Below are 17,171 nucleotides of genomic sequence, written 5' to 3' on the forward strand. Positions count from 1 at the left end.
AACTTGTGTATTTATTGGCAAATTTTCATTATTTAATTTAAACAAAAAATCATTTTGGATAGATTTTAACTATTTTAAGAATATTTATTTTTAGTATTTTTGACCTCATGAATCTGTACGACCTCTTCGTAAAGCCCTATGAAAACTATACTACAATACAAATCATATTAGAAGTATCAGGTGCTTTTTTCGGCATATTAAGTGTATATTTTTCAGTTAAAAAAAACATATGGGTATACCCTACCGGAATTATTTCTACATTAATTTACGTTTACATACTTTTTAACTTTGGTTTATTAGGTGATTGTATGATCAATGTCTACTATACTTCGATGAGTATTTACGGCTGGATCTTATGGTCTAGGAATTCTGAAGACAAAGTTCATGTAGAGGTAAGCTGGGCTACAAAAAAGGAATGGTTCTTCGCCTCACTGCTTTTTTTTGTAAGTATAATTTTAGTAACGATTGTTTATTATTATAAGCCCTATATAGATAATCAATTTTCCATGGAAGACATTACTCTTGGATTATATCATCTGGATTGGGCCAATTGGCTGGATGTTCTTACTACTTCTATATTTCTTGTGGGAATGTGGATGATGGCCAAACAACGTATTGAAAACTGGATATTCTGGATTATAGGAGATTTTATTTGTATTCCTATGATGATTTTTAAGGGGCTAGGAATCACTTCGGTTCAATATTTGGTATTTACTATAATGGCTATCTTAGGGTACATCAATTGGAAAAAAAGTTATAAAGAAAAAAATAGAATATGATTATGAAAAACTTATTTAAAATAGCATTCAGTTTATTGGCTATGGCAAGCTTAGCATCTTGCTTTGCATATACTGATGGTTATAGCTCCGGATATGGAGATCCGTACTATAATAACGGATATTATTATGCTCCATCTAATTATTATGGAAATGGAGGATATTATGGAAACGATGGATATTACTACAGAAATGATATACGCTACTATTACGATAGCGGCGTTCCGTACTATTATTACGGAAGCGGTAGCAACAGAAAGAAGATATATGTAGAGAAAAGCTCCTCAACAAGACCTAATAACGGGATTAGCAATACCAACTCCCGTTACAGAAATAATAACAGTAATAGTTCCGGTAATTCTAACGGAGGATATAGAAACCCTACGAACAGTAATCAGAATAATCAGGGAGGAAATACTAATAATAATTATAGAAATAACACACCTTCTACTAATACTAATAGTAACAGCGGGTTCAGAAACACTACTCCTTCCACTAATAATAGTAATAATAACAGTAACAGTGGATTTAGGAACACCACGCCTTCCACCCCTTCCTCTTCTTCATCTAACAGAAGTACATCAGGAAGCTCTGGATTCAGAAGATAATAATGATTATAAATAAGAAAACGGACAGTTTACACTGTTCGTTTTTTGTTTTAAATATAGTAATTTTGCAAGTTCATTTTTTAGAAAAACAGTATGGAATTTTATAAATATCAAGGAACAGGAAACGACTTTGTAATGGTAGATAACCGTGATCTTCAGTTTCCAAAAAATAAAGACATTATTAAAAAACTTTGTGACAGACGTTTTGGTATAGGAGCAGATGGTCTGATCTTATTGGAAAATGATGACCACTATGATTTTAAAATGGTGTATTATAATTCTGATGGCAACGAAAGTACCATGTGTGGAAATGGAGGAAGATGTTTAGTGGCATTTGCTTTCTTCCTGGATATTTTCGAAAGCAGATGTTCTTTTATTGCTATCGATGGAGAACACCAGGCGGAAATACATAATGGTATTGTCAAACTTAAAATGATTGACGTCAAACAAATTTCCAATGATGGAGAAGATGCTGTTCTGGATACAGGTTCTCCTCATTATGTAAAATATGTGGAAGACCTTATTAATTACAATGTCTTCGCTGAAGGACATGGAATCAGAAATTCTGAAAATTATTTTCAACAAGGAATCAATGTGAATTTTGTAGAAAAAGTATCTGAAAATGAGATATTTGTAAGAACATATGAACGTGGTGTAGAAGATGAAACTTACAGTTGTGGAACAGGAGTTACAGCTTCAGCTTTAACTTTTTTAAAAAAGAATAATCTAATCTCTGTAAAAGTTAAAACTTTAGGAGGAGATCTTAAGGTATATGCTGAAAAGGATGAAGATTCATTCCATAATATTTGGCTTGAGGGTCCTGCAAAACAAGTTTTCAAAGGAAAAGTAGACCTTCATTAAGATAAAAACTTTTAATCAATTTAATAATGAAAAAAATAATTCTCATTATCGTGCTGCTTATTATTGCAGTAGCTGGTTTTTTTGGTTTAAGATTTTATAACAAATATTACGGAAATAATGTTGAGAAAGATGGTTATGTATTAATTCCACACGGGGCCAATCTTGCTCAAATAGTAGACTCCGTTCAGCCTTACGTTAAAAACAAAGAATTATTTGAAGCTGTTGCCAAGGATAAAAATCTGGATAAATATTTTAAACCGGGACGTTATCATTTCCAAAGCGGAACAGGAAATACTTCTCTTGTCAATATGATTAAAGCTGGTAACCAAACGGCAAATACTTTTCGTATCGGAGACTTTGGGGATGTATATCAAATGATAGGGAAAGTAGCAAAAAAAACAGAACTGGATTCTTTGAAATTTGTTAACGGGTTAAATACAATAGCTAGAGAAAAAGGGTATACTAATGCTGAAGATCTTAAAAAATATTTCTTCATTGATACATATAACTTTTTCTGGACTGTAACTCCTAAGGAATTTTTCAAAAAATTCGAAGATCAGTACTCCTCTTTTTGGAATGAAGAAAGAAAACAGAAAGAACAGCAATCCGGTTTAAACAGAGAACAGATTTATGCTTTAGCCTCAATTGTATATAAAGAATCCGGAGGTAAAAAAGATGAAATGAGAACAATCGCAGGATTATACCTGAATAGATATAAAAAGGGGATGAAATTACAGTCTGACCCTACGGTAATTTATGCTATCAATAAACAGACGAATTTTTCTCAGCCTATCAAAAGAGTATTATATAAACATCTTACGACTCCATCACCTTATAATACGTATGCAAATGCAGGAATTCCTCCCGGACCGATATGCATTGTAGATAAAAATTCGGTAGATGCAGTACTTGATGCTGAAAATAACAATTATATTTTTATGTGTGCTGATCCAGCAAGATTGGGTTATCATAAATTTACGGATAATGCTGCAGAACATGCTATTAATGCTAAGGCATATCAGGACTGGCTGAATTCAAAAAATATAAAATAATTAATTAATTTAACTTTAATTTAACAAATTAATAACTAACATTTAAAACTTAAAAACGACATATACATTTGTAGATCATAAACTAATCGTAATATTACAAGATTAAGCAATTTATTAATTTAATAATATTATAAATAATATGCTACGATTTTACACAAAAAAATCACCCTATGAATCAGACGGAAATCATTAACATTTTCACAAAAAAAACACTGGCTCTTACCTTTGTTCTTTCTGCTGCAGCTTTTGCTTTTGCACAGGAAAAAGTGAGTATTACAGGAACTGTAGTCAATAAAGATAACCAGCCTGTACCTTATGCATCAGTTACATTCAGTAACAAAGAAAACAAATTATTCAGCGATGCTTCACTTACAGATGAAAAAGGACAGTATAAACTCAATCTTACCCCCGGGAATTATGATATCAGCGTAGAAGCGATTGATTACAAAAAGAGCATAATCAACAAACAAATTACTTCTGCCGGAAATATCGGAGCTTTATCCATCGAGCCTGAAGCAAGTGCTACGAATATGAAAACGGGTGATATCCAGGGAGTGACCATTACCGTACAGGCTACCAAACCTTACAAGGTAGAATTAGATAAAAAAACATATGATCCTTCTCAGGATATCGTTAGTAAGGGAGGGAACCTTCAGGACGTTTTAACCAATGTGCCTTCTGTGTCGGTAGATACGGACGGGACCGTATCAATGAGAGGTAGTTCTAATGTAAAATTCCTCATCAACGGGAAACCTTCTGCCTTATTAGGGATTGACGACGGAGCCAACGCACTGCAAAGTATTCCAGCCGATCAGATTGAAAAAATAGAAGTAATTACTAACCCTTCTTCTAAATTTGAAGCAAGCGGAACAGCCGGTATCCTCAATATTATTCTCAAGAAAAATAATAAAGCCGGATTTAACGGAAGTGTTACGGGAACTTTAGGATACCTTCCACAAACTTTACTAAATACAAGTTTAAACTGGAGAAAGGGAAAATTCACATGGTTCTTGAATGGTGGAGGTAGTTACAGGGAATCTAAAAACACCAGTAGAAATGACTCATGGTTCAATAGTGGGACTACACAACAAACCAATAATGAATCGATAACCAAAAATAAAAATGATAGTTATAATGCTTCTGCAGGATTAACTTATGACATTACAGATAAAACATCAGTAAACGCATCCGGTACTGTAAGAACCTTTGACAGCCAAAGCAACGGAACAATTAATTATTATGATTATTTTACGGATAATACAAGCTCATCAAGACAAAGGTTAAGTACAGGTAATAATAATAATCTTGCTTTTCAAGGTGATTTTGGGTTAGATCATAAATTTGATGATAATGGGCAGAATATTTCATTGTCATTAAGCTTACAAAGAAACCGTACCAACAATGATACTGATATTAACGATACTAAGGATGGTATTTTCCAGCTTCAGGATTTTGTTAACCAGCGTACTGTCAATAAATCAGTTGTAGCAAAAGCTGATTACGAATTGCCTATTGGTGAAAGCTCCAGATTGGAAGCCGGGTACAGATTAGATGTTAATAGAAATGAATATGATAATATGGTTATGGAAAGTACTGTTTCCAATCCTACTTTAGGATATCTGGGCGATTACTCTTACAATGCCAATTATAAGGAAATGTTTAATGCTTTCTATCTTCAGTTTAAAAGCAAAATAGGACCATTAGGTTATCAGTTAGGATTGAGAGATGAAATATCTAAGGTGGATATAGATTATTTAAATCTAAGTGGCGGAGCAAAAAATACCACGAAAAATTATAATAACCTTTTTCCTAGTGTATTTTTAAGTTATGAAATATCAAAGGATAACCAGTTCTTAGTTAATTACTCTAGAAGAATTGACCGTCCACGATCTTTCTTCATGATTCCTAACCCTAGTTACAGCGATAACCAGAATATCTTTGATGGAAATATTGATTTGAATCCTTCTTATGTAGATTCATATGAATTCGGATACAGTATTTCTAAGAAAAACTTCACAATTAACCCAACTCTTTACTATAGACATTCTTCAGATGATGTAAAAATGTTAGTTTATAGTACTCAAACCACTCAGAACGGTGTTGACTTTACAACATTCCATACAAAACCTATTAATCTGGGTTCTGATGACCGTTATGGGTTAGATTTCAACTTTAACTGGGATGCTACAAAATGGTTAAAATTCTTAGGGAATATAGATTTATTTGGTTATAAAACAAAAGGTACTTATTTCGATCCTGAAACAATGACGGAACCCATGTCTTTTAACGGAAGTGGATTTTCTACCAGAACAAGACTTACTACCACTTTTAAAGTAGATAAAACATTTAGTTTTCAGATTCAAGGCTTCTATAGAGGAGGTCAGAAAACAGAGAGTCAAGATAGAAAAGATATGTATGCTATTAACTTTGGTGCATCAAAAACAATATGGAAAGGAGATGGGACTCTTAGTTTTAACATCCAGGATATTTTCAATACCAGAGCTATGAAATCCACTACTTATGGAACAGATTTCACTAGAAATTCTTACATGCAGTGGCAACCAAGACAATTCGCTATTTCTTTAACCTACAGATTTAAGCAGGGAGAAAAAATAGAGCAACCTAAAAAGAAAAAAGATATTAATTCTAATGCTGCAGGAGACGATCAGCAGGCTCCAATGTAAATATAAAAATAGATGAAAAAATCCCGAAATCTTTGATGATTTCGGGATTTTTTATTTTGTATCTGTTTTGTTTTTCTCAGCTTCATAAATCCTTTTTCTCAGGTCACTTGAAGAAAACCTATGGTCTCTTTTATTATAATAGATTTCAATACCTTTTTCCTCACAGTATTTTTTGCCGGTGAAATCTCTATCCATATAATCATCTCCGATTATTCTCACGTCAATGACAAAAGATTTAAGAATATCTTCTAAATCTTCTTCGGTATAATAAGGAACAATCTCGTCTACAGCATTCACCGCTTTTAACTGAATATATCTTTCTACAATGGTCTGCGTAGGTTTATTTTTATTAGGACGATCATGGGAAGGATCTATCTGCAATCCCACAATCAGATAATCACATACTGTTTTAGCTTCTTCCAGCATTTTGATATGCCCTGCATGAAGCAAATCAAATGATGAAAATGTAATCCCTATTCTTTCTGTTTTCATATTATAATTTTTAAAATTTCGCTGAAATAAAGGTTCTTTTAAAAGGATAAAATACCGGTGTTTCAGGAAAAGTGGTTTTTAGTTCTTTTTGATAATCGTTTTTAAACCCTTCTTTTAAGTCAGCTGGTAACTTCTCCATATAAGGAAGCATTGTAGTCGCAGAAATCCAGGTATATACAGCTTCTGCATTTTCCAGTATATGAGGGTATACTTTTTCAAAAACCAATATTTCTTTTCCCCCATTATTAAACAACAGTTTTGCATATTCCTCAATAGCCAGCACATTATGATCCCTCAGCCATGAATTAAGAGCTGTTTTATAGGGTTCTTTCTGTGCGACTCCCTTTAATAGCTGATGAACTATATAGTTATGATTGGAAGGGACCTGAACAGCTAACTGTCCTCCTTTATTGAGCATACTTATGATTCTTGGAAACAGTTCTTCATGGTTAGAGCACCACTGCAAAGCTGCATTGGAAATAATCAGATCAAAGGTGTCATTTACGTTTAACTGATCTTCTATATTTTTGTTTTGAAAAGATAATCTGCTTGTTTCAAAATGTTTTGCTTTCTCCAGCATTTCCGCAGAGGAATCTATACCCAGAATCTTTGAATCTTCCAGATAATCCAATACTTTAGAGGTAAGCTCTCCTGTACCACAACCTAAATCAATTACAGACAACCCTGTTTTTGATTCGACTAATGCAAGAAGATCAAAGAAGGGTGCTGAACGTTCATCTTTAAACTGATTATAAACTTCAGGATTCCATGCCATAATTAAAGAATTAACTTCGTGAAGTTACATATTTTTGCCATTCCCAGGAGGTCTTCAAAGCATCTTCCAAAGAGGTTTCGGATTTCCACCCAAGCTCTTTTTCTGCTTTATCAGCATTAGCATAAGCTACCGTAATATCTCCTTCTCTCCTATCACAGATCTGATAGGGAACGTTAATCCCTGTCGCTGCCTCAAAAGCCTTTACAACATCCAAAACGGAAGATCCTTTTCCTGTTCCCAGATTATATACATCTATTACCGTTTGATCAGACGGGTTATTCATTAAACTTTTTAATGCTGCAACATGAGCTTTTGCTAAATCAACAACATAGATATAATCACGTACAGCAGTTCCGTCTTCTGTAGGATAATCATCCCCCCAGATACTTAATCTTTCTCTGATTCCTGCCGCAGTCTGTACAACATAAGGAACCAAATTATTAGGAATACCTATAGGAAGCTCCCCAATTTTTGCAGACGGATGGGCTCCAATAGGATTAAAATATCGTAACAAAGAAATTTTCTTTTGATAGCCAATAGCAAAATCCCTTAAGATTTCTTCCCCCATTTGTTTCGTTTTTCCATATACACTTTCCGGAGTTTTTAAGGGAGTATTCTCATCGATAGGCATTGTATCTGCCTGTCCGTATACTGTACAGGATGAACTGAAAATGAAATTGGTGATACCTCTCTTTTTGAACTCCTGAAGAATATTAATCAAAGAAAACAAATTATTCTCATAATAATCTATGGGTTTTTCCTGACTCTCTCCTACCGCTTTATAAGCCGCAAAATTAATACATCCGTCAATTGGATGGGCTTCAAAAACCTGTTCAAGAAGTTCTTTTCTCTTTAAATCAAAGGGATAAAAAACAGGTTTCTTACCCGTAATTTCTTCTATATTTTTTAAAATAAATTTTTCTGAATTAGACAGATCATCCACAATAACCACTTCAAAGTTATTATTTAAAAGTTCCACAACAGTGTGAGAACCAATGTATCCGAGCCCGCCTGTAACAAGTATCGCCATTTTGTGTAATAATTTTATTCTTCTTGCTTTCCTATTTCTTCTATTTCACTATAATTTACTTCAGCCTTGTATCTGTTTATAATTATTAGAAACACTGTAAAGAAAACCAAATATTTAAGGGAAGGAGCATCTGTTATTCGCTCAATCTCCCGGTTTAAAAAACTTATTATAGCTAAATAAACCGTAAAAAGTATAAATAATGATATACTAAGATTTAGAAATAAGACCGCTTTATCATATTTTTCAACCAGATTAATAAATGCGAATGCATTTAAAATAATTGCGCCCCCCACAAAGAGTAAAGTAAAAATATTAAAGTTTTTAAACAATGCAAAAATTAGCATTGCAGAGAAAATAAAAAGCATAAGACTAACTGTAACAGCTAGGTAGTAAACAATCTTTTTTCTAAATACTCTTCTTCGGTAGCTCATTTATTTATCCATAAACTCCAGTACAGCATCCGTGATATACTTCAACTGTTCTTCATCCAATTCGGTATGCATTGGAAGAGAAATCACCTGATCCAGCAGTTTATCCGTATTCACAAAGTCTGAAGCATTACTTTCCTGAAAATAAGCTTTCTGTTTTCTTAAAGCTACAGGATAATAGATCATCGCCGGAATTTCTTTCTCATTTAAGAACTGTTGCAGTTCATTACGCTTTCCATTCAGAATTCTTAACGTATACTGATGGAATACATGAGTAGAGTTTTTAGCTCTCTGAGGAACAAGAATATCAGCATGCCCTGTAAAAGCTTCATCATAAAAATCAGCTGCTTTGCTTCTTGCCTCATTATAAGAATCCAGATGAGGAAGTTTTTTTCTCAGTACAGCAGCCTGTACACTATCCAAACGGGAATTCACTCCTACTTCATCATGATAATATCTTTCATACATCCCATGGTTTACAATTCCTCTTAAGCGGTGAGCCAGTGCATCATCTTGAGTAAAAATAGCTCCACCGTCTCCATAACAGCCTAGATTTTTAGACGGAAAGAAAGATGTGGTGCCAATTGTCCCCATTGTACCTGCTTTTTTTACAGTTCCATCAGAAAATGTATATTCAGAACCTATAGCCTGTGCATTATCTTCAATTACATATAGATTATGCTCTTTAGCTATTTTAAGGATTTCCTCCATATTAGCACATTGTCCGAAAAGGTGAACAGGAATAATCGCTTTTGTTTTAGATGTAATGGCCTTTTTAATCTGCTCTGGGGAAATGGTAAAAGTATCATAATCAACATCCACCAGTACAGATTTCAGTTTTAACAAATGAATAACTTCTACTGTAGCCGCAAAAGTAAAATCCGCAGTAATAACCTCATCTCCTTCCTGAAGATCCAGAGCCATTAATGCAATTTGTAAGGCATCTGTTCCGTTAGCACAAGGAATAACATGGCTTACGTCCAAATAAGATTCCAATTCATTCTGGAAAGACTTTACTTCAGGTCCGTTAACAAAAGCAGCTGAATCCAGTACATTTAAAACTGCATTATCAACATCATTCTTTATTTTGTAATACTGACTTTGCAAGTCAACCATCTGAATTTTTTTCATAAAAAAATATTTCTGTAAAAATAAGGATTTTAAAGTCCCTCTAAAAATTTTATTGGCTTTGTTTTTATGTTTATCAATACATTCTGTATGAGAAACAGTAAATTTATAGGGTTAAAAATTATGTTCATAGCCCTTAGTCTTTTCGTCATTGAATATCTTCAAACAACACAATTAAGCTGAATTTCTACTGGCATTGATATTTCCAAACAGTGAACGAATTACCAGTTTTTCATAAGCTTCCCTGTCTCCTTCTCCTTTCTGAATTTTCATCAATGCATATTGCTGGATACTCAACAGCGGTAAAACAATCTTTTCTCGGACTTTCACTGATTTTCTGGAAAGTGGATCTTCTTCCTGCAATACTTTAAATCCTGTAAGCTCAAGCATTATATCTTTTGAAAGGGTATATTCATCAAAAAGAACATTCCAGAAAGCTCCGAACTTAGGGTTGTTTTTGATATAATAGGTCAAAGGAAAATAAGATTTGTTCATACTCATCATTGAATTTAACACCAATGTTTTAAAGAAATCAGATCCTTTATAAAGCTCTTTCACCTCTTCAAACCTTCCCTGTTTTTTCATTTCATTCATCGCAAAACCAAAACCAAAGAATCCCGGAACATTCTGTTTCAGCTGAGACCATGATCCCACAAAAGGAATAGCTCTAAGATCCTCAAATTTAAGTTCATCTCCGTTTCCTCTTTTGGACGGACGGCTTCCTATATTTGTTTTTCCATAATATTCAAGAGTACTCATTTCCTGAAGGTAAGCGACAAACATAGGATGTGCTTTCAGATCAGAATATTTTTTGTAACTGGTATCTGCCAATTCTATAATCAAAGCCCTTTCTTTTTCAGTCAGATCTTTTTTAGAATTCTTAAAAACATCATTTTCCACTCCGGCTGTCAGCAACTGTTCAAAGTTATATTTAGCCTGCTCTTTATTTCCGAAAATACTCGTAATCGTTTGTCCCTGAATAGTCAGTTCTATTTTATTATTGGCAATTGTTTTTCCCTGTGAGGCATAGAAATCGTGAGTTTTACCTCCACCTCTTGCCGGCGGACCTCCTCTTCCGTCGAAGAAAACTACTTTTATTCCGTTTTGTTCAGATATTCGGGTTAGAACTTCTTTAGCTTTGTAGATTTCCCAGTTGGCTTTTAAATAACCTCCATCTTTTGTTCCGTCAGAGAACCCCAACATAATCGTCTGTTGGTTTCCTCTTCTTTCAAGATGGTTTTTATAAACAGGATTCCGATACAATTCCATCATTACACTTTCTGCTTTATCAAGCCCCTCCATTGTTTCAAAAAGAGGAACAATATCCACTTGAATATCTTCATCCCTATATCCGGAAATCTTAAAAAATGCATAGACATTCATCACATCTTTTATTGCATCAGAATTGGATATAATATAACGATTCATTCCACGGTATCCGTTTAATTGCTGGATCTCTTTTACCTGGACAACTGTTTTTAGAGTATCCTGAACGATATCTTCAAAATCACCGGAATTCACCATTTCAGATTTTTCTATAAGTTGGCTGAACTTTTGATTAAAGTCTGCATCCGGGTTTCCAAAAACCTTAGCGTATACCTCATCAATTACTTTTTGATGAATCCTGCTGTCCTGGCGGATATCCAAGGTGGCAAAATGAGTTCCGAAAATCTTTACCCGATCTCTGAAATTAACTAAAAGATCCAGAAACAAAGAATTATGTTCATCAACCAGTATTTTTTCAGCTTCATCTATTCTTTTAATAATATTTTCAGCCGTTATTTTTTCATTTTTAAAGATTGCATTATACAATTCATCACTTAATACAGTTAAAACTTCTGATACTCCACGAAAGCTTAGTCGTCTTCTGATATATTTCAAATGACTGTAATAGGATTTTAGGATGGCTGAACGAAGCTCTTCAGCTACTCTTCTGGTAACATCTGCCGTTACAAAAGGATTTCCATCTCGGTCTCCTCCAGGCCAAAACCCCAGCTGAATAAGATCTTCATGAATATGAGGATGTCCGTTTTCAAAAGTTTTTTTGATTTTAGTAAATAATTCCCCGATCGTATCATAATACACATACCTCAGATAATAAATAATGCTTAGTGCTTCATCAATAGGAGTTGGCTTTTCTTTATTTACAAAAGGCGTTTTTCCCAACTGCTGAAGTAATACGTCTATATTGGTAATGGAATCAGTAGTAATCGCATTCCTCAGATCATGAATAATACGCTGAACTGAGCTCGGATAAAACTGAGTCGGGTGAGCTGTAAAGACTATCTTCACTGTAAAATCTCTCAGTTTTTCTCTCACTTTTTCCAATTTGTGATCCTGAAGAGAGCGTTCAAAAAGGTTCGTTACCGTTCCGCTGTCACTTTCCGAATGTAAGCTTGGAAAAGCTGCATCTTCTATACTATCGAAAAGTACAACCTGTCTTTCAATATACTGAATAATTTTAAACAGCAGTTCCAGTTTTTGTTCTTCCGTCTGAAGATCTGTATGATTTTGAAAGAATTCTTCTACAATATCTTCCGGTGTTTTTCCTTTATCATAGCCTATTCTGCTTTCTTCATATAAAAACGGAAGAAGCATTCCGATATTAGTCATTTTATCATAAGGCAGGCTCATAAATAATGAATTATAGATCTGGAATTTATTTTCCACAATCTGCCTGAATTTTTCTGCGCGTTGGTCATGTATCATATAACAAATTTAATGGATTTTGTTTGCATTTTTCACATTTTAAAATAATTAATTGCTAATTTCTCTATGAAATCTTCAGATTATTATTTAGCTTTGATTACTTGCAAAAAAACTAAGACGATTCATATAATTAAAATCCTATTCCATGAAATCACAATATCCGACTTACGATTTTGTCTGTTTTTCCGATCTAGCATTTGAGTTTCAAACATCTGATTCTAAAGAAGTTGAAGTAAAAATAAAAAGAAAACTTATTCTTTATAACCTTGGAACTTATGATCAAAAAAGAGTGGACTATATAAGAAATTTTAAAAATGATTTATATCAGGAAATCTCAAAGTCTAAGGAGTCCAAGTATTTTGAGACTGCCAGTAAGGTCTCTGATTACGATGAGTATTCCGATTTTAACTTCGATAAAATGATCAATGATTACCGTAAAAAATACTCAAAAATAAAACCAAGTGATTTATACGACATGGTAAATTATGCTATATATCTTTATAATTTGAAATAAAATCTCACATCAATTTTAAAGTTTCCTTAACTTAATTTTCATGACGTATTCCGTACATTTGAATTATCAAAAACGTAAAAAACAATGCTTAATTTTGAATTAAAAAATCCAACAAAAATACTTTTTGGGAAAGGTGAAATTGCTAAAATTTCTAATGAAATTCCCAAAGATGCTAAAATCCTAATGATCTACGGAGGAGGAAGCATCAAAAATAACGGAGTATACGATCAGGTAAAAGAAGCATTAAAAGATCATCAGCTTTATGAATTCGGTGGCGTTCCTGCCAACCCTGAATATGAAGTGCTTGTTACTGCATTAGATTTTATCAAAGAAAATAATATAAACTTCCTTTTAGCCGTAGGTGGAGGATCTGTAATCGACGGTACAAAATTTCTTTCTGCTGCAGCCAACTATAAGGGCCAGCCATGGGAAATCCTTAGAAATCAGTTAAGAACTTTCGAAGGTGAAGGAATGCCTTTTGGGAGTGTTCTTACTTTACCGGCAACAGGTTCGGAAATGAATTCGGGATATGTTATTTCAAGAAGAGAAACCAACGAAAAGCTATCTTCAGGAGGTCCCGGTCTATTTCCGCAATTCTCCGTATTAGACCCTGAAGTAGTAAAAAGTATTCCTAAAAATCAGATTGTTAATGGTATTACAGATGCTTACACTCATGTTCTTGAACAATATATGACCGCTCCTTCTTCTGCTGATTTACAGGAAAGAATTGCTGAAAGTATTCTGATCAGCCTACAGGAAACAGCCCCCAAAGTTTTAGCAGACGATTTTAATTATGATGCAGCAGGAAACTTCATGTGGTGCTGCACCATGGCTCTTAACGGACTTATTCAGAAAGGAGTTATTACAGATTGGGCCGTTCATGCTATGGGACATGAATTAACAGCTTATTTCGGAATAGATCACGCCAGAACGTTGGCAATCATTGCTCCGTCCCATTACCGCTATAATTTTGAAGCAAAAAAAGGCAAATTAGCTCAATATGCCGAAAGAGTATGGAATATCAAAGACGGCAGTATTGAAGAAAAAGCTGAGTTAGGAATTAAGAAACTGGAAGAATTTTTCCATAGTTTACATATTCAAACCAGACTTTCCGAATACACAGAAGATTATAAAGGTACGGCTGAAAGGGTTGAAAAAGCTTTTACCGAAAGAAATTGGTTAGGTTTAGGAGAATATAAAAAGCTTACTCCTCAGGATGCCTATAAAATTGTAGAAATGAGCTACTAAAAATAAAAAACGATTCTTTTAGGAATCGTTTTTTATTTTTTAATCAAATCATATTCACCAAATAAACTCTACTTATAAATCTAATTTTTTATATTTTAGTTATTAGAAACATAACGAATGGATATCGCCCAACTTTGGATCACCCAAAAGCCCATAGATAAATTTCTTTCAACCATAGTAGATGAATATTTTTATCTGGATACGACGCTAGAAGAGCTAAAATTGGTCGGTGAAGAATATATGTTCCCTTTTCCCAGGATAACTTTCGGATATTTTTTCAATCATCCTTTTCTTGTTACCAACCATACACAAAATCAGGAATTATCAAAAGATATGATTATTTCAAGAATTTCTACAGACCACATCACAGTACGTCCTCAAAGCGAAAAAATAAAAATACTTGGAGCCCACGTACAGCCATATTGTCTGGCTTATTATACAAATGAACCTATTCATCAATTGCCTTGGTTAATCAACACCCAAGATTTATTTAATATGAATGCTATTTCCTTTAAAAATAAAATCAACACTATTTCTGATCCTGCACAAATGTTTGAAGAGATAGAAAATATTTTTTTAGAAAATATATTGATACGGGATTTATCCCTAATAACCCAACTTGTACGAACCATCCATCAACACCAAGGACAGATTCAGATTAAAGATCTTGCCATACAATTTCAGGTTTCAGAAAGAACTATAAGGTCTCATTTCAATAAACATATCGGGTGCTCGCCAAAAGAATATATCCGTTTGGTAAAAATAAGACAGATTGCTTTTCAGATGAAGCATTCCAACGATTCTCTATCCAATATCACTTACGAAAATGAGTATTTTGATCAGTCGCATTTCATTCATGAGATAAAAAATATTACAGGAAAATCACCTGGTGAATTAAAAAAAGAAATTCACAGCTTCCGTTTTTTACAATTTTAAGATTTTCTTTTAAATGACCTTTGTTGAAATAAAATTAAAAACAACAAAGTATGGAACGTAAAGGTATTATCAGAATTCACATTATAGCAAGCATCATCTCTTTTTCAACCATCCTTATTTTCTTCAGTATGTCATTATTTGCAGAAATAAATGGGAATGAAGGTTTAATCAAAAATGTAAAAAGAAATATATTAGTAGGTTTACCACTAATGATTATTACAATGCCCGCATTAGCTATTACAGGAAAGAAATTGGCCGGAAAATCACAGAATATCTTAATACTCATCAAGCAAAAGCGGATGAAATTCATATTGGCAAATGGAATTCTTCTTATATTATTAGCCGGTTTTCTTTACTACTATTCTCATTATATTGCACTCAATACAACTTTCCTTATATTTCAGTTATTAGAGTTCTTCTGTGGGCTGGCCAATCTTACCATGATTGGAATGAATATTAAAGACGGGATCCAATTATCCCATAAGAGAGAGTAGGTTAATTTCCAATCACTACCCGGATTATAAACAACTGATTATTCAACTGAACCATGTTTAAAAAAGCATAACATTACAAATTATCCATTATAGATAATAAATAACCTTCCAATTCATTATTAATATTTCAAATTTATTTATATTTTAGCATATTCTTAAATTTGTGAAAATGAAAAAACAACTACTTTTATTTGCCTTTTCTGCATTGGCACTTACTTCTTGCGAGGATGATGATATTGAGGCTTATGAGCTGGACATGATGAAAGGAGATTGGAAGACGAGCAAAATAGAAATTATCTCAGGAAAAGACGATAAAACTGTAATTTTCTCTGAAACACCGTCAGGCTGCAGCGTAAAAGACAATACCCAATTCAGAACGGATTATTATACTTCTTATACAAGCTATTCAGGAACAGGTGCAGATTGCCAACCTAATCAGACTGTTGAAGGCACTTATACTTATGATCCCGACACGAAGGATATGACCATTACTTATAATGATGGAAGCGCTCTCCAATACAGGGTGGTGATTCTTACCAACTCTGAGCTTAAGCTTATGCAGCTAGCTGGAAATATAGATGTAGACGGTGATCAGATTGTAGACAATAATTATATCACCTATAAAAGATAAAAAATTCTCCCGAAAATTCGGGAGTTTTTTATGAACATATTCTAATTTAAATTCTATTAAACAATGAAGAAGGTATTATCCGTATTTTTACTATTGAGTTTTGTTATTTTCTTTTCACAGGAAAAGAAGCCCATGTTCTGGCAGGACATTCAGAATTTCAAAAAACAGGATCAGGAAACTCCTCCTCCCGCCAATGCTATTCTTTTAATCGGAAGTTCATCTTTTACCAAGTGGACTGATGTATCCGATTATTTCCCGGATAAAACAATTATTAACAGAGGTTTCGGAGGATCACGATTAACAGATCTTAATTATTATGCCAATGATCTCCTAAATCCTTATCAGCCCAAACAAATTATCATTTACTGCGGAGAAAATGATTTTGCGGATAATGATAAACTTAAAGCTAAGGAAGTGGTAAACCGATATAAAACTTTCTATAAAAAGGTTCGTGAAAAATTTCCCAATATAGAAGTGGATTATATTTCCATCAAATATTCTCCAAGCAGAGAAAAGCTTTGGCCTCAAATGAAAAAAGCGAATAAGATGATCGCCTGCTTTATGAAGAAAGAGAAAAATGCCGAATATATTGATATCACTAAAATAATGGAGAATTCGGAAGGAAATGTAAGAAAAGACCTTTTTGTAGAAGATATGCTCCATATGACTCCTGAAGGATACAGATTATGGACCTCTGTCATGAACCCTTATATGAAATAATAATAAAGCGGGCTAAAGCCTGCTTTTATTTTTTTACTGATTATAAAATATTCAATTTTTAGAGAGTATAGCTTCATTCAATTAT

17 protein-coding genes are annotated in these 17,171 nt (G+C 33.5%); 11 read left to right on the forward strand and 6 right to left on the reverse strand.

Annotation, left to right across the window (positions count from 1 at the left end; all coding sequences use genetic code 11):
- Window positions 1–107 precede the first annotated feature (107 nt).
- The 5 genes from pnuC to Q0A18_RS02415 all read left to right on the forward strand — a co-directional run bounded on the left by pnuC (window position 108) and on the right by Q0A18_RS02415 (window position 5,981).
- Complete coding sequence (gene pnuC, locus Q0A18_RS02395) at window positions 108–779, forward strand: nicotinamide riboside transporter PnuC (protein WP_292008574.1); 672 nt, start codon at window positions 108–110, stop codon at window positions 777–779.
- A gap of 2 nt (window positions 780–781) precedes the next feature.
- Window positions 782–1,384, forward strand: coding sequence for a hypothetical protein (locus tag Q0A18_RS02400; protein ID WP_292008575.1), 603 nt, complete (start codon window positions 782–784; stop codon window positions 1,382–1,384).
- Window positions 1,385–1,477: 93 nt separating this feature from the next.
- Window positions 1,478–2,245: a diaminopimelate epimerase gene (gene dapF / locus Q0A18_RS02405; RefSeq protein WP_292008576.1), complete on the forward strand. Its 768-nt coding sequence runs from the start codon at window positions 1,478–1,480 to the stop codon at window positions 2,243–2,245.
- Window positions 2,246–2,271: 26 nt separating this feature from the next.
- The gene (mltG, locus tag Q0A18_RS02410; protein ID WP_292008577.1) at window positions 2,272–3,297 is read left to right on the forward strand and encodes an endolytic transglycosylase MltG; all 1,026 of its coding nucleotides are present in this window, start codon (window positions 2,272–2,274) and stop codon (window positions 3,295–3,297) included.
- Between the two features lie 170 nt (window positions 3,298–3,467).
- Window positions 3,468–5,981 carry a TonB-dependent receptor gene (locus tag Q0A18_RS02415; RefSeq protein WP_292008578.1) on the forward strand — a complete coding sequence of 838 codons (2,514 nt, stop codon included), beginning with the start codon at window positions 3,468–3,470 and terminating at the stop codon, window positions 5,979–5,981.
- A 51-nt stretch (window positions 5,982–6,032) separates the two neighbouring features.
- Here the strand turns inward: Q0A18_RS02415 and Q0A18_RS02420 are convergent, their stop codons facing one another.
- The 6 genes from Q0A18_RS02420 to Q0A18_RS02445 form a co-directional block, all read right to left on the reverse strand.
- Complete coding sequence (locus tag Q0A18_RS02420; protein WP_292008579.1) at window positions 6,033–6,473, reverse strand: adenylyltransferase/cytidyltransferase family protein; 441 nt, start codon at window positions 6,471–6,473, stop codon at window positions 6,033–6,035.
- A 10-nt stretch (window positions 6,474–6,483) separates the two neighbouring features.
- Entirely contained in the window at window positions 6,484–7,248 is a 765-nt protein-coding gene (locus Q0A18_RS02425) for a methyltransferase domain-containing protein (protein ID WP_292008580.1), read from the reverse strand.
- Between the two features lie 10 nt (window positions 7,249–7,258).
- The gene (gene galE, locus Q0A18_RS02430; protein WP_292008581.1) at window positions 7,259–8,278 is read right to left on the reverse strand and encodes a UDP-glucose 4-epimerase GalE; all 1,020 of its coding nucleotides are present in this window, start codon (window positions 8,276–8,278) and stop codon (window positions 7,259–7,261) included.
- Between the two features lie 14 nt (window positions 8,279–8,292).
- The gene (locus Q0A18_RS02435) at window positions 8,293–8,709 is read right to left on the reverse strand and encodes a hypothetical protein (RefSeq protein WP_292008582.1); all 417 of its coding nucleotides are present in this window, start codon (window positions 8,707–8,709) and stop codon (window positions 8,293–8,295) included.
- On the reverse strand, window positions 8,710–9,837 hold the full coding sequence (locus tag Q0A18_RS02440; protein ID WP_292008583.1) for a DegT/DnrJ/EryC1/StrS family aminotransferase: 1,128 nt from the start codon (window positions 9,835–9,837) through the stop codon (window positions 8,710–8,712).
- 171 nt (window positions 9,838–10,008) lie between these two features.
- Window positions 10,009–12,543: a phosphoenolpyruvate carboxylase gene (locus tag Q0A18_RS02445; RefSeq protein ID WP_292008584.1), complete on the reverse strand. Its 2,535-nt coding sequence runs from the start codon at window positions 12,541–12,543 to the stop codon at window positions 10,009–10,011.
- 145 nt (window positions 12,544–12,688) lie between these two features.
- On the opposite strand from Q0A18_RS02445, the gene Q0A18_RS02450 reads away from it, so the two are divergent.
- From Q0A18_RS02450 to Q0A18_RS02475, 6 genes are all read left to right on the forward strand, one after another.
- The gene (locus Q0A18_RS02450) at window positions 12,689–13,057 is read left to right on the forward strand and encodes a hypothetical protein (protein WP_292008585.1); all 369 of its coding nucleotides are present in this window, start codon (window positions 12,689–12,691) and stop codon (window positions 13,055–13,057) included.
- A gap of 84 nt (window positions 13,058–13,141) precedes the next feature.
- Complete coding sequence (locus tag Q0A18_RS02455; protein ID WP_292008586.1) at window positions 13,142–14,305, forward strand: iron-containing alcohol dehydrogenase; 1,164 nt, start codon at window positions 13,142–13,144, stop codon at window positions 14,303–14,305.
- Window positions 14,306–14,422: 117 nt separating this feature from the next.
- Complete coding sequence (locus Q0A18_RS02460; protein WP_292008587.1) at window positions 14,423–15,241, forward strand: AraC family transcriptional regulator; 819 nt, start codon at window positions 14,423–14,425, stop codon at window positions 15,239–15,241.
- 50 nt (window positions 15,242–15,291) lie between these two features.
- Window positions 15,292–15,735, forward strand: a complete 444-nt coding sequence (locus Q0A18_RS02465; RefSeq protein ID WP_292008588.1) for a hypothetical protein — start codon at window positions 15,292–15,294, stop codon at window positions 15,733–15,735.
- A gap of 169 nt (window positions 15,736–15,904) precedes the next feature.
- Entirely contained in the window at window positions 15,905–16,366 is a 462-nt protein-coding gene (locus Q0A18_RS02470; protein ID WP_292008589.1) for a lipocalin family protein, read from the forward strand.
- Window positions 16,367–16,429: 63 nt separating this feature from the next.
- Window positions 16,430–17,086: a GDSL-type esterase/lipase family protein gene (locus Q0A18_RS02475; protein ID WP_292008590.1), complete on the forward strand. Its 657-nt coding sequence runs from the start codon at window positions 16,430–16,432 to the stop codon at window positions 17,084–17,086.
- Window positions 17,087–17,171: the final 85 nt, after the last annotated feature.

Source organism: Chryseobacterium sp., assembly GCF_022712095.1.
Lineage (GTDB): Bacteria > Bacteroidota > Bacteroidia > Flavobacteriales > Weeksellaceae > Chryseobacterium.